Genomic DNA, 13,057 nt, shown 5'->3' on the forward strand with positions numbered 1-13,057 from the left:
AAAGGTGCTGTCATGTCGCAGGTTCAGCGAATCATCGTCGGTGTCGACGGATCGGAGCATTCTCTCGAGGCGGTGCGCTGGGCCGCTTTTGACGCCGCACTTCGGGGCTTGCCTTTGACCATCGTCACGGTGATGCGGGAACGACTGCCCAGCTTGGCCGATGCGATCAATCTGAGATCTGACCGTTCGGAGATTCTCCGACGCAAGACCGAGCAGACCCTCGAAACGGCGGCTGCGGCGGCGCGGCAGGCTGCCGGTGCCGCTGATCTCGAGGTCAACACCGCGATCGAGGTGGGCGAGACCGCGGACGTGATGCGAAAACTCGGCGAGCAGCAGGTGATGCTCGTGGTCGGCTCCCGTGGGCTCGGCGAGTTCGCCGGCGGACTCATCGGATCGGTCAGTACCGAGGTCGTCACCCACGCGCGGTGCCCGATCACCGTCGTGAAGTCGGGTGACCACACCGCGCTGCCGTCGATGTTGCCGGTGGTGGTCGGAGTCGACGGCACCGACCACAGTGAGCCGGCGCTGGCCCACGCACTGACCGAGGCATCGATTCGCGGCGTCGAATTGGTTGCGGTTCATGCCCTGATCGATTTTGATCCCGCTCATGCCGGCTCGGGTGGATTGGCCGACCCGAAGCTGCCCACCGACCCCGTCGACGATGTGGTGCTCGCCGAGAGCCTGGCCGGGTGGCAGGAGCAGTTCCCGGATGTGCGGATCCGTCGGGAAACCGTGCGGGACCGACCGGTACGTCATCTGGTGCGTGAAGCCGATCAGGCGCAGTTGATCGTGATGGGAAGCCGTGGCGGTCGGGGATTGCCGACGATGCTCTTCGGTTCCACCAGTCAGGCCGTGCTCCACACAGTGCAGACGCCGGTCATGATCGTGCCCACGGCTCGATGAATGCGTTGCCGCCGGGCGGCATAGGAGGTCGATCTAGTCCTGGTGCAGCGCCGGTCGCAGCACGGCTGCGCCGGCGAATCGTCCGGCCTTGAGGTCTCGTAGCGCGGTGGGCGCCTGGTCGAGTGGGTATTCGGTTGTCTCGATCTGCAGTTCGTATTCGTCGGCGAAGTTGAGGAATTCGCGGGCGTCCGCCCGAGTGTTCGCTTCGACGCTGTGAATGTTCTTCTCGTGGAAGAGATGTCGCTGATAGTTGAGGGCGGGTGTGTCGCTCATATGGATGCCGGCCAGTGCCAGGGTTCCGCCTCGGTCGAGCGCCTCGAGCGCAGTGGGAACCATGTCGCCGACGGGAGCGAACACGATTGCGGCGTCGAGTGGTTCCGGTGGCTGGTCATAGGCGCCCTGGGCCGAGGCGGCTCCGAGTTCGAGAGCGAGGTCGCGTGCCTCCTGGCCACGGGTCATCACGTGCAGGGTCGCGCCCAGGTGCAATGCGACCTGCGCCACCAGGTGCGCGCTGCCGCCGAAACCGTATAGACCCAGACGTCCACCCGGTGGCAGTGTGGCCCGTTTCAATGCCCGGAAGCCGATGATCCCGGCACATAGCAGCGGGGCCAGTTGGGTCGCGGTGTAACCCGTGGGTAGCGCAAGGGCGTAGTCGGCGGGGGCCACCACGTACTCGGCATAACCGCCGTCGCGGTCCCACCCGGTGTACAGCGAACTCAGACAGAGATTTTCAGAACCTCGGCGACAGTAGTTGCATATCCCGCACGTGTATCGCAGCCATGGGACTCCGACCAGCTGGCCGACTCGGAAGTCGGTGGCGGTGTCGGGGGCGATCTCCACGACCCGTCCGACGATCTCGTGACCGGGGACGACGCCGGGCCGATGCACCGGTAGGTCTCCTTCGGTGACATGGAGATCGGTTCGGCAGACCCCACAGGCCTCGACCGAGAGGAGGATTTCACCGGTGATCGGGGTCGGCCGGGGCTCGTCCACCCATTCGATCGGTGAATCGTCGACAGGGCCCGGGGTTCTGACTCGCCACGCGCGCATCTGGTCTACCTCCGGCCCCGAAGGGCTTGTCGGTGGGGGAGCTACAGCTTGTCTGCGATCGTACGCGCGGCGATGTGCTGATACGACTGTGCCGCCCGGACCTCGGGAGGATCCGGGCGGCACAGCCTGCGGAGGTATATGAACAGACTTATTCGTCGCCGGTCATCACACTGGCCCACCAGTTGTCCAGAGGACTGGGATCAGGCCACACGACCGTCTGTTCGGTTGGATTCAAGTCGTCTCCTCTCAGTTGAACAGGTTTGCTTCACGACCCCCCGGAAGTTCGGGAACGCGGACTGCCCAGCGCGAGAGAGTGTCTCAGCCGGAGGACCTGGCCTCGATGGACTGTTGGGAATCCGAATGACCGATCTCGATACGGCGGGGCTTGGCCTTTTCGGCGACCGGGATCGTGAGCGAGAGGACGCCGTTGTCATAGTGTGCGGTGATGCCGGCCGCGTCGATACCGTCACCCAGAGACAGTTGGCGGCGGTAACTTCCGAAGAATCGTTCGTTCGTCAACCACTGGGTACCGTCCCCGGAACTGGCCGACCGCTGCGCCGAAAGGGTCAACACCCCGTTGTCGACGCTGACGTCGATTGATCCCGGGTCGACACCGGGAAGGTCGGCGGTCAACAGGTAATGGTCATCGATCTTGCAGAGATCCATCGGCATGAATCGTGGTGTGCGAGGCGAACCTGCCTGAGTTCCCAACAGCCCACGGGTCAATGCATCGAGATCGTTGAAAGGATCAAATCGGAGCACAGCAACCCACCTCCTACATCATCGCGGCCCGCCTCCCTGGCGGGCGTCCAAATCACTGTGCTCTTCATATTTAGCACTCGGCCCGCCAGAGTGACAAGACCCAATTTCGGCGAGTTATGTACCCGCGCACCAGGTTCGGTCCGAAGGTTTCGAAATCACCGCCGCTGGGCATCCTTCGAAACGCCGGCGGGACGCCGACGAGAAGGCACTGTTCGTCAGGAGTCAGTCGAGGAGAGTCATGAAGCCAGCTGATCTGGCCGCGCTCCCGATCAGGGTGGGCGCCGCGGCCCGCGGTGCACGGCTGTTCCACCCGCGCGGCGTGCTCGCCACGGGCACATTGGTCAGGCGTACCGATGACGATGTCGGACTTCCCCTGACGACCGGGGATGTGCTGGCTCGCATTTCGAAGGGCGTCGGAACCCCGGGTGCCCTTCCCGACGTACTCGGCTTGGCATTCCGCATGGAACCCCGTGAGGGCGACCAGTTGCCCTGGGACGTGCTTCTGGCCAGCGCCCTCGGGCGTACCGGTTGGTCGACACTCGTTCCGTTTCCGGCGCGTTCGCTGGACACCGCCGTCTTGACGACGTTGCAGCCGCTGGACCACAAGTCGGGCAGCTGGTGGCTGCGGGCGCGCGTGCAGTCGCCGGCGCCGAAACCGGAATCGGGTATGTCCCTCGACCAATATGCGGATCGGATAAACCGAGATGGCCTGGTCTTCGACATCGAACAGGCCCGATTCCGGAGCCGGTTCACGCCGCTGGCGCAGCTGACCCTGACTGCCACGGTGGACCCGGCGGCTCATCCCGATATCGGCTTCGATCCCACGGTGAACACCACGCACGGCGTGCGCCTCGGGCCCGGCTGGCTGCGGCGGCTCCGAGAAGTGGCCTATCGGCAGAGCCGGGAAGGGCGCCGGGGTCAGGACGACTGAGTGTTTTCGGGTTTGCCGTCGCCACCGGCATCGCCGTGGGTGGCGCGCAAGTGCCTTCCGCGCTCGACGAACTTCGCGTCGGTCTCGGCGTTCTTGTCGGACACGGTGGTGTCGCGGGGCGGAAGCTGGATGGATTCCTCGGCCGCCAGTCCGGCCTGCAACTGCCTGCCACGCTCGAGTTCGGCGTCGACCTCGGCTCCGAACAGCAAGGCCAGGTTGGTGATCCACAGCCACAGCAGGAAGACGATCACTCCGGCGAGTGCGCCGTAGGTCTTGTTGTAGCTGCTGAAGTTCGACACGTAGAGGGCGAAGAGCACTGAGGCGACGATCCAGGTGAGGATGGCGACCCCGGCTCCCACACTGATCCACCGGAACTTCGGCTGTTTCACGTTCGGCGTGGCGTAGTAGAGGATCGCCACCGTCAGGACGACGAACACCAGGACCACGGGCCAGCGGGCGATGTTCCAGATCGTCAACGCGGTGTCACCGAGCCCGATGGTGTCCCCGATCGCGGAAGCAACCGGACCGCTGATCGCGAGCATCAGACCAACAGCTGCCGCCATGAGCAACGCCACGAGCGTCACCAGCAAGATCCACGGCCGCAGCTTCCAGATCGGTCGTCCTTCTTCGACCTCGTACATGCGATTCATCGCCCGGCCGAACGCGCCGACATAGCCCGACGCCGACCACAGGGCACCGAGTAGACCGATGACCAACGCGAAGCCGGCGGAGGGGGCGTTGACGAGCTGCTCCACCGGACCCCGCAGCGTGTCGACCGCTGACGAGGGCCCGAGGTCATCGACCATCTGCAGGACGGAGTCGACCGTCTTCTGGCCCTGCCCGAAGATGCCGAGGAGTGAGACCATGGCCAGGAGCGCTGGGAACAGCGACAGAACCGCGTAATAGGTCAGTGCTGCCGCGAGGTCCGTGCACTGGTCCTTCGAGAACTCGCGGATCACCTTCCGCAGAACAAAGAGGAACGACGGTTTTGTCAGATCCGTCGGCGAATCCGGTTTGCGCGGATCGTCGGGATCAGGTGTCGAGGTTGCGAACGGTTCGCGATCGCGTGTGTTGGCCATGCCCACAGATACCCGCGCCGGGGGCTGATGAAACCGCGGACCCTCAGAGCAGATCGAGCTCGGTCAAGGCGGTGAACGCTTCGTCGGCGGTGAGCCACAGCGCCGTGATGGTGTTGCTTGGTCCCGGAGCTGTGGCGGGGTTCTGCAGATTCAACCCGTTGGTGAACGTCAGCACGTTGTAGCCGATGTCGGCAGCACGCAGCATCGGATCAGTCGCGACGCCTGCGCCGACGATACGGTCGAGACCTTCGCCGACGAAGTAGAACCGGAACAGGGGACCGAGGTCGGCGGCCGGTCCGTATGCCGCTGTGGTGTCGTTGACGATCGAGTCGCCGTGGATGGCGATCGTGTCGACGATGGTGAAGTAGTCGCGGGCCTGTGCCGGCGTGGAGCGTGCATCGGCAACGGCGTAGGCGAGATCCACCGTCAGGTGAGCGTTGTAACCGACCATCGCGGTTCGCGCGGGTGAGGCGGAACAGTCGCGGGTGAGGTCGAAGTAGTGCTGCCATTGGGGCGGCGCGACCGCGCCGGTGAACTCCGCGTGCAGGGCGTCGAGGAACCGGTTGAGCAATGCCAGGCTGATCACCGGTGCCCATCGGGGATGGTCGAAGGCGTTCTGGCTGTGCTGTAGCGGGGTGACGGCATCACGTTCGACGCTGTACAGCCCCACCGCGAACAGGCCCCGACGATCACCGCGCTCGGTCAGGATCTCGGTGATCGACCGGAGGTCGGCGATTGCGCCGTCCAACCGGGCCAGGGGCGTGGCCTCGTTCTGATCTGCGGTGTCGGACAGCTCCGTGATCCGGCGGATATCGTTGTCCGACAACGATTGTCCGCACGCAGTGCTCGGCGAGGCGGACGCGACGCCCGCTCCGAGTGGCATGATCGATGTCGCGACTGCAACCACAAGAGTGCTGATGGCAACGCCGAACCGTCGTGTCATGGGCTGCGCTTACCCATCTGAGATGTGGCTCAAACGTGGTGCGGTGAACGACATGAGGCGTGTCGTACCCCTGCTTTAGACTCAAATGTATGTTCGAGGGGGAGATCGAAGATGCAGGTGGAGACGACGAAATCGGTCCTGTCGAGTCGCTGGGTGTCAACGAGTTGTTGCGTAACACCGAGCTCGCGATGGTCCAGCAGTCGCGGATGGAGTGGGAACGGTACGCCGCTGCGGCGATGCTGCACCGACATCTCGTTGAGCCCACTGCCGGGACCGAGGCAGAGATGCGGGCGTTGGATCCATTCGCGCAGTGTGCGGCGAGATTATCTGCGGCACAAGGGTTGACGCAGCGGACCGCGGAGTTGCAGATCAACCGCGGGGTGGCGTTGCGCGATCGCCTGCCGGCGGTGAATGAATTGTTGAAAGCCGGCCGCATCGCTGCGCATCATATTCCTGACATCATCGCCCGGACCGAGTTGATCGAGGGCTCAGCCCACATGGCCGATATCGATCGTGGGATCGCTGAAGCGCTGGGTCGGCGGGGGTCGTGGTCGAAGTCCCGGATGCGGGACATGGTCGATGCCATCATCTTCCGTCGGGATCCGGATCTGGTTCGGAAGAACCGGGAGGATGCGAAAAACAATCGTGGGGTGTGGGCCAACAACACCGAACACGGCATGGCGGTCCTGGACGCCCATTCCACGGCCGAGGAATTGACGTTGATCATGGCGCGGCTGGAGAAGCTGGCGATGGCCACGTGTAAGGCTGATCCGCGGAGAAAATCTGATCGGATGGCTGATGCGTTGTTCGCCACGGTGATGGGCCGTGAGTTCATGTGTGAATGCCCGAATGATCCGAAGCATCCCTGCACCGCTGAGATCGTCACCGTTCCTGCCGGACAGGTGGTTACGGGTGTGGATGTGAAGATCGTCCTGCATGTGATCGCTGATCAGGCCACCGTCGATGGTCGCGCCGAGAATCCAGGCTTCATGGACGGACACGGTGTCATATCCGGCGATCATGTTCGTGACATTGCGGACCGCCCGGAAACGGTACAGCGGCCGATGGGCAACAAACCTGCACCCGCTATCGTGCAGCCCGAGCCTCAGCCCGAACCAGCGCAATCGGAACCCGAGCCGCTCGAGCCGGAGACGCCGAAGCCGAAGCGGCCGACCGTGTACATGCGTGGACCGCAGAACCCACCAGCCGGAAGCGTCGGCAATGGCAGCGCGATCGTCGCGGCGCCGTTCCCTCAGGTGATTCCGCTGCCGGCGACCCAACCCGGTGACCAGTACCGGCCCTCGGTCGTCCTGGACACCTACCTCCGGATCCGGGATGTCTATTGCATGTGGCCCGGCTGCGAGCACAAGGCCTGGGGTGCTGATCTGGACCACACCTGCGAGTACAACCACAACGACCCCGAGGCCGGTGGCTGCACCCATCCCTCAGAGATGAAGACGCTGTGCCGGTTTCACCACCTGCTCAAGACGTACAGCGACTGGCTCGATGACCAGTACCCCGACCCTCGGACGGGAAGGCCCCGGCTGATCTTCACCACACCCGAGCGCCGCAACTATCACGGCCCGGGCTGGACCGGCGACGATCTCTTTCCGACGTTGAGGTTGATCGTCTTCGACAACCAACGCGGCTCACCGAAAACATCGCCGTCAACGTCACCGCCAAGATCGCAGCCGCGCACCGCTGCCAAACACGCACGCCGACAGAACGAACGATTCGCCAACCGCCGGCAGCGCGAACTGGCAGAGCAACTCAACCGGGAACGCTGCGAAGAGCGAGGAAGGAACGAACCACCGCCGACCTACTAGGCGACGAGGGTCCGGTTTGGTCGAATCGCGATTTCGGCGTTCTATAACGCGTTACAGTTCTGCCCAGAGCTCGTACGGCCGTCCCATTCCTCGGCCGTTCGATTTCTTGCCGACCCCGAATAGCCCTGGTCAGCTGCGGTTTATCTCTGAAGGGACCTCACTTGAAAACCACACGGTCACGACGGCGCAACGTTCGCAACGTTGCCCTCTACGGCGCAGCCTCCCTACTTTTGCTGGGGTTGGTCACGGCCTGCAGCGACTCGTCATCCGGATCGACTGACGCGGATGCGGCGGCCGTTTCACTGCCGTCGAATGTGCCGGAGGGCGAGCCGATCAAACTCGGATTCATCGCGCCGGAAGGCGGCACCGTCAATCTGCCCATGGTTCGTGAGGGTGGTGAGGCCGCCGCGGAGTACCTGAACAACAACGGTGGCGGTATCGGCGGACACAAGGTCGATCTGGTCGTCTGCGAACAGGCAGAGGAGCCGGCGTCGGCGACCAAGTGCGCCAACGAGATGGTCGAGCAGAAGGTTGCCGCAGTCGTCACGCCGCTCGGTGCACAGGGGGCCGTGATGTTGCCGATCATCACCGGCGCGGGCATTCCGTACGTGGCGCAGGCCCCGGTCTCGCAGGTGGAGATGGTTTCGCCCGGTTCCTTCATGCTCTCGGGCGGGATCATCGCGGTGATGACCGGTCAGGCAACCGTCGCCGCCCAGGAAGGCGTGAAGAAATTCACCGTCTTCGTCGGCGACAGCGGCGACGCGGCTGCATCGGTGAAGGCCCTCGGCGATCCACTGTTCGGTCGGGCAGGAATCGAGTTGGACGTCGTCACGATCCCGACCGGAACCGCCGACCCCACACCGCAGATCACCGCCGGCCTGCAGAACAAGCCCGACGCCGTCACCATCCTCGGCGACTCGTCGCAGTGCATCACCGGGCTCAAAGCCCTGCAGACCGCGGCACCGACGCTGCAGAAGTACCTGATTGCCACCTGTGTCGACCAGGAGGTGACCGAAAGTGTTGGTTTGCAGACGATCACCGGGGCAAAGGCCTTCACCACCGTCAACCTGAGTTCAGATGATCCGTCGGTCACGCTCTACAAGGACGTGATGGCGAAGTACGCCCCTGAGACCGATCCCGCCGGCATCGGTTACACCGGTTACCAGGTGGTCATGTCGATGGCAGAGGTCGGCAAGTCGCTCACCGGACCGGTCACCGCCGAGCAGTTCACGGCAGCACTGGCATCGGCACAGAATCTTCCGTTCCCTGCGGCACCGGGTTTGACCTTCACCTGCGATGGGAAGGCGTTCCCGCCGCTTCGGGCGCTGTGCAGCAAGGGAATTCTCGTCAGCGACGTCACCGCTGAGGGGACATTCGAAAACACCGTCGCAGTCAACACCGGCTAGATCTAGCGGATCGGGGGTCGCGTCTGGTTCTGCGGCCCCCGATCGAGGACATCTGATGACACAGCACTTCTCGTTCCTCCTTCTCGGCCTGGGTAACGGGGCGGTTTTCGCCGCTCTGGGGCTCGCGCTCGTCATGACGTTCAAGAGTTCCGGAGTGGTCAATTTCGCCACCGGCGCGGTGGCCCTCTATGCGGCGTACACCTACGCCTTCCTGCGAAAGGGTGAGCTGCTCAACCCGATTCCGGGTCTGCCGGCAAGGATCGATCTCGGCGGTGAGTGGAGTCTGCTTCCCGCGATGGCGTTGTCGGTGGTCATCTCGGCGATTCTGGGAGTCATCCTCTACCTCATCGTGTTTCGTCAGATGCGCGCCGCGCCGGCGCTGGCAGAAGCGGTCGCGTCCATCGGCCTGATGCTGGTGATCCAGGCGTTGATCGCCCTACGCGTGGGTACCAATACACCGACCGTGGGTCCCATCTTCGAGCTCGACACACTGTCGATCGGCGACAACGTGGTCCCGACCGACCGCCTGTGGCTGGCCGTGGTGGTTGTGTCCTTGGCGGTCTGCGCCGGGCTTGTCCTGCGCTACACCAGGTTTGGACTGGAGACCGAGGCGGCGGCCGAGTCGGAGAAGGGGGCGCTGGTCACCGGACTGTCTCCGGACCGGATCGCGGTGAGCAACTGGGCCCTGTCATCGGCGGTCGCTGCGATCGGTGGTGTGGTCATCGCGCCGATCGTCCCGCTCAATCCGGTTGCCTATTCGATGTTCATCGTTCCGGCGCTCGCCGCGGCACTGGTGGGCAATTTCTCGAGTGTGGCACTGACCGTGGGCGCCGGGCTGGTGATCGGGATGGTGCAATCCGAGGCGACCAATCTCCAGGCGACGATCGACTGGTTCCCTCAGGCCGGCGTGGCCGAAGCCGTTCCGTTGCTGCTGATCCTGGTGTTCCTTCTGGTCCGCGGGCAGCCGCTACCGGGTCGGGGTGCGGTGACTCGGCAGGATCTCGGACGGTCGCCCCGTCCGCGGCGCCTGCTGCTGGGCACGGCCGCCGGTCTGGGGGCCGGCGTGATCGCGCTGCTGCTGACCTCGGGGAGCATCCGGCTGGCGGTGGTCTGTTCGATGATCTTCGGCATCATCGCGCTGTCCCAGGTGGTGATCACCGGGTATGCCGGACAGGTCTCGCTGGCGCAGCTCACCCTTGCCGGCGTCGGCGCATACAGCCTGACCCGGTTCACCACCGACCTCGACATCCCGTTTCCCATCGCCCCGATCCTCGCGGCGCTGGTCGCGATGGGCATCGGAATCGCAGTGGGGCTTCCGGCGCTCCGGGTCCGCGGCCTGCCGTTGATGGTGGCGACCCTTGCCCTTGCGGTCTTTCTCGAGGCCTTCTGGTTTCGCAATCCGACCTTCAACGGCGGTATGCAGGGCGCTGCGATCAAACCACCCACACTGTTCGGCATCGACCTCGGGATCGGGGCCGGTGAAGGCTATCCGCGGTTCGCATTCGGACTGGTCTGCCTGGTCTTCCTCGTCCTGGTTGCGCTCGGCGTCGCGAGTCTGCGGCGCAGTGGGCTCGGTGCCTCGATGCTGGCCGTCCGTGCGAATGAACGGTCGGCAGCCGCTGCGGGAATCAACGTCGGGATGACGAAGCTCCTTGCGTTCGCGGTCGCATCCTTTGTGGCCGGACTCGGTGGAGCGCTTCTGGGTTATCAGCAGACGCTGGCCACTGCGGGCAGCTTCGACGTGTTTGCCGGTATCGGTCTGTTCGCTGTCTTCTACGTGGCCGGCGTGACCTCGGTGTCGGGTGCTCTGCTCGCCGGGATCCTGGCGCCCGGTGGCCTCATGTTCTACATCTCGGACCGCTATCTGAGCTTCGGCGAGTACTACATGCTCACGAGCGGCATCTTGCTGGTGGTCGTCGTGGTGACCACACCCGACGGGCTTGCCGGGTACCTGCATCGGATCCGGATCCCTGGTTTGGCAGAGCGGGTTCCGCGGCTGCCTGCAGATGATCCCTCGTCGTCGCAGGACAAGGAGAGTGCCCTGGCACCTTCCACCCGGATCGGTGACGAGGTGGTTCTGGCGGTCGAGGGGGTGAGTGTCCAATACGGTCCGGTGCGCGCCGTCGACGACGTCGGCTTCGAACTCAGGTCTGGTGAAATCGTCGGCCTGATCGGACCAAACGGTGCCGGAAAGACCACGCTCATCGATGCCATCAGCGGATTCGCCGCTTCGCGCGGTCGAGTCACCTTGAAAGGCAATCAGATCGAACGCCTCGCGCCGCACCGCCGAAGCCGCCTCGGACTGAGTCGCACATTCCAGGACCTGGAACTCTACGACGAACTATCGGTTGCGGAGAACGTGACGGTCGGCGCGGTCCGCGGTGACGGTGACACGTCGGAGACCGTGGGCGCGGTTCTGCGGTTGCTGCAGATCGAACACCTGGCCGACGTTGCGGCGGCGGATCTCTCACAAGGCCGGCGGCAGTTGGTGTCGGTGGCCCGGGTGCTCGCCGGTCGTCCGGCCGTCGCACTGCTGGACGAGCCGGCAGCGGGGCTCGACACCACCGAGAGCAGATGGCTCGGTGAGCGTTTGCAGGCGGCTCGTGCGATGGGAGCGACGATGCTGCTTGTCGATCACGACATGGAATTGGTGCTGAGCATCTGCGATCGCGTCATCGTGCTCGACCTCGGCAAGGTCATCGCCACCGGGACGCCCGACGAGATCAGGGCTGACGATGCGGTGATTCGCGCCTACCTCGGCTCTCCGGCCGGGGAAACCGACGAATCGGTGGAGGCCCAGGGCTCGACCGCAACCGATGAGGTGTCAACATGAGCGTCCTGTCCTGTCTCGGTCTGAATGCCGGCTACGTCAGGTCGAGCCCGTGCGTGCGTGAGCTGGATCTGGTGCTGTCGGAAGGGGAGATCGTTGCTCTTCTCGGACCGAACGGTGCGGGCAAGACGACGTTGCTGATGACGTTGGCCGGGTTGTTGCCCAGACTCGGCGGCTCGGTGACGTTGGCGGACGAAGAGCTCGGGTCCGGCAATCCGCGTGCCGCGGTGCGCCGGGGAATGGTTTTGGTGCCCGATGATCGCGCGTTGTTCAAGAAGTTGTCGGTTGAGAAGAACCTGCGGCTTGCCATCCGGGAGCGGGGCCGACCGGCGAGAGCCGCCATCGATGAAGTCCTGCAATTCTTTCCGGCCCTCGAACCTCGTTTGAACCTCGCGGCAGGTCAGCTCTCGGGCGGTGAGCAGCAAATGCTCGCGATCGGCCGGGCGCTGGTGCAGCGCCCCAGGGTCCTTCTCATCGACGAGCTGAGTATGGGGTTGGCGCCCGTTGTCGTCGATTCGATACTGGCCGTCCTGCGGGACGTCGCGTCGACCCAGCGGACTGCGGTGATGCTGGTCGAACAGCATGTGCGTCTTGCACTCGGGATAGCTGATCGAGCTGTTGTCCTGGTCCATGGTCGGGTGAACCTGGAGGACGACGCCGCCGTGCTGTCACAAGATGTGGGCAGAATAGAACGGGCCTACCTCGGACAATCGCCCGCGCGGTGACTTCGGCATTCGGTGTTTGGCGCGCATCGGGGCGGGGCACTTCTCGAGTATCGGCGTCACGTCACCGTCCACCAGCCCGAGGAGATCTCACATGTCCACAGATGCAATCGTCATCCTCAAAGAGGACCACAAGGCGATCAAAAAGCTGTTCAACGACTTCCGGAATGCCGGTCCGAATGCGGCCAAGACCAAGGCCGACATTGTCTCCAAGATCATCGAGGCGCTGACGGTTCACACCTACATCGAGAACGAGGGGATGTATCCGGCGGTGCGCAAAGCGGTTCCTGATGTCGAGGACGACATCTTGGAATCGTACGAGGAGCATCATGTGGCGGATCTGTTGGTGATGGAACTGGCCGGCATGACCCCTTCAGACGAGCGATTCGACGCCAAGACGACGGTCCTCATCGAGATCGTGGAACACCACATCGAGGAAGAGGAAGACGAATGGTTTCCGGAGGTCCGAAAGGCCCTTGGACGCAAAGAATTGCAGGAGATCGGCGAGCAACTCCTCGAATTGAAGGAGAAGGCTCCTCATTCGCCTGCCCAGCCGTCCGCGCTGAAGAAGACCATCGACGCCGTGATCAAATGATGTCGTGAGC

11 protein-coding genes are annotated in these 13,057 nt (G+C 64.0%); 7 read left to right on the forward strand and 4 right to left on the reverse strand.

The genetic code is table 11. The features are described 5' to 3' along the window. Nucleotides 1–12 precede the first annotated feature (12 nt). Nucleotides 13–903 (forward strand): universal stress protein, encoded by an 891-nt coding sequence (locus tag AC51GT_RS03110; RefSeq protein ID WP_496327811.1) that lies wholly within the window; start codon nucleotides 13–15, stop codon nucleotides 901–903. 33 nt (nucleotides 904–936) lie between these two features. Here AC51GT_RS03110 and AC51GT_RS03115 read toward each other — a convergent pair whose 3' ends face one another. Together AC51GT_RS03115 and AC51GT_RS03120 are read right to left on the reverse strand one after the other, a co-directional pair. After that, nucleotides 937–1,953, reverse strand: coding sequence for a zinc-binding alcohol dehydrogenase family protein (locus AC51GT_RS03115; protein ID WP_496327812.1), 1,017 nt, complete (start codon nucleotides 1,951–1,953; stop codon nucleotides 937–939). Nucleotides 1,954–2,271: 318 nt separating this feature from the next. Beyond that, a complete protein-coding gene (locus AC51GT_RS03120) occupies nucleotides 2,272–2,715 on the reverse strand; it encodes an Hsp20/alpha crystallin family protein (RefSeq protein WP_496323912.1) in 444 nt (147 codons plus the stop codon). A 238-nt stretch (nucleotides 2,716–2,953) separates the two neighbouring features. Here AC51GT_RS03120 and AC51GT_RS03125 point away from each other — a divergent pair, with 238 nt between their 5' ends. After that, nucleotides 2,954–3,646: a phosphodiesterase gene (locus AC51GT_RS03125; protein WP_496327813.1), complete on the forward strand. Its 693-nt coding sequence runs from the start codon at nucleotides 2,954–2,956 to the stop codon at nucleotides 3,644–3,646. On the opposite strand, the gene AC51GT_RS03130 is transcribed toward AC51GT_RS03125, so the two are convergent. Then, nucleotides 3,634–4,725: a YihY/virulence factor BrkB family protein gene (locus tag AC51GT_RS03130; RefSeq protein WP_496327814.1), complete on the reverse strand. Its 1,092-nt coding sequence runs from the start codon at nucleotides 4,723–4,725 to the stop codon at nucleotides 3,634–3,636. The genes AC51GT_RS03125 and AC51GT_RS03130 overlap by 13 nt on opposite strands. A 43-nt stretch (nucleotides 4,726–4,768) precedes the next feature. Next, nucleotides 4,769–5,551 carry a DUF5995 family protein gene (locus tag AC51GT_RS03135; RefSeq protein ID WP_496327815.1) on the reverse strand — a complete coding sequence of 261 codons (783 nt, stop codon included), beginning with the start codon at nucleotides 5,549–5,551 and terminating at the stop codon, nucleotides 4,769–4,771. Between the two features lie 206 nt (nucleotides 5,552–5,757). On the opposite strand from AC51GT_RS03135, the gene AC51GT_RS03140 reads away from it, so the two are divergent. The 5 genes from AC51GT_RS03140 to AC51GT_RS03160 all read left to right on the forward strand — a co-directional run bounded on the left by AC51GT_RS03140 (nucleotide 5,758) and on the right by AC51GT_RS03160 (nucleotide 13,047). Next, nucleotides 5,758–7,494 (forward strand): HNH endonuclease signature motif containing protein, encoded by a 1,737-nt coding sequence (locus AC51GT_RS03140; RefSeq protein ID WP_496327816.1) that lies wholly within the window; start codon nucleotides 5,758–5,760, stop codon nucleotides 7,492–7,494. Nucleotides 7,495–7,655: 161 nt separating this feature from the next. Continuing rightward, on the forward strand, nucleotides 7,656–8,900 hold the full coding sequence (locus AC51GT_RS03145; RefSeq protein WP_496327817.1) for an ABC transporter substrate-binding protein: 1,245 nt from the start codon (nucleotides 7,656–7,658) through the stop codon (nucleotides 8,898–8,900). Between the two features lie 55 nt (nucleotides 8,901–8,955). Continuing rightward, nucleotides 8,956–11,733, forward strand: a complete 2,778-nt coding sequence (locus AC51GT_RS03150) for an ABC transporter permease subunit (RefSeq protein ID WP_496327818.1) — start codon at nucleotides 8,956–8,958, stop codon at nucleotides 11,731–11,733. Further along, a complete protein-coding gene (locus AC51GT_RS03155) occupies nucleotides 11,730–12,455 on the forward strand; it encodes an ABC transporter ATP-binding protein (protein WP_496327819.1) in 726 nt (241 codons plus the stop codon). Before AC51GT_RS03150 ends, AC51GT_RS03155 begins: the two co-directional genes overlap by 4 nt. A 91-nt stretch (nucleotides 12,456–12,546) precedes the next feature. Next, on the forward strand, nucleotides 12,547–13,047 hold the full coding sequence (locus AC51GT_RS03160; RefSeq protein WP_496323920.1) for a hemerythrin domain-containing protein: 501 nt from the start codon (nucleotides 12,547–12,549) through the stop codon (nucleotides 13,045–13,047). Nucleotides 13,048–13,057: the final 10 nt, after the last annotated feature.

Source organism: Williamsia sp. z34, assembly GCF_059553395.1.

Excerpts from the sequence above, each read along its gene's own strand:
- AC51GT_RS03110 (WP_496327811.1), top strand. The coding sequence starts at position 13 with ATGTCGCAGGTTCAGCGAATCATCGTCGGTGTCGACGGATCGGAGCAT.
- AC51GT_RS03115 (WP_496327812.1), bottom strand. The coding sequence starts at position 1,953 with ATGCGCGCGTGGCGAGTCAGAACCCCGGGCCCTGTCGACGATTCACCG.
- AC51GT_RS03125 (WP_496327813.1), top strand. The coding sequence starts at position 2,954 with ATGAAGCCAGCTGATCTGGCCGCGCTCCCGATCAGGGTGGGCGCCGCG.
- AC51GT_RS03130 (WP_496327814.1), bottom strand. The coding sequence starts at position 4,725 with ATGGCCAACACACGCGATCGCGAACCGTTCGCAACCTCGACACCTGAT.
- AC51GT_RS03140 (WP_496327816.1), top strand. The coding sequence starts at position 5,758 with ATGTTCGAGGGGGAGATCGAAGATGCAGGTGGAGACGACGAAATCGGT.
- AC51GT_RS03150 (WP_496327818.1), top strand. The coding sequence starts at position 8,956 with ATGACACAGCACTTCTCGTTCCTCCTTCTCGGCCTGGGTAACGGGGCG.
- AC51GT_RS03155 (WP_496327819.1), top strand. The coding sequence starts at position 11,730 with ATGAGCGTCCTGTCCTGTCTCGGTCTGAATGCCGGCTACGTCAGGTCG.
- AC51GT_RS03160 (WP_496323920.1), top strand. The coding sequence starts at position 12,547 with ATGTCCACAGATGCAATCGTCATCCTCAAAGAGGACCACAAGGCGATC.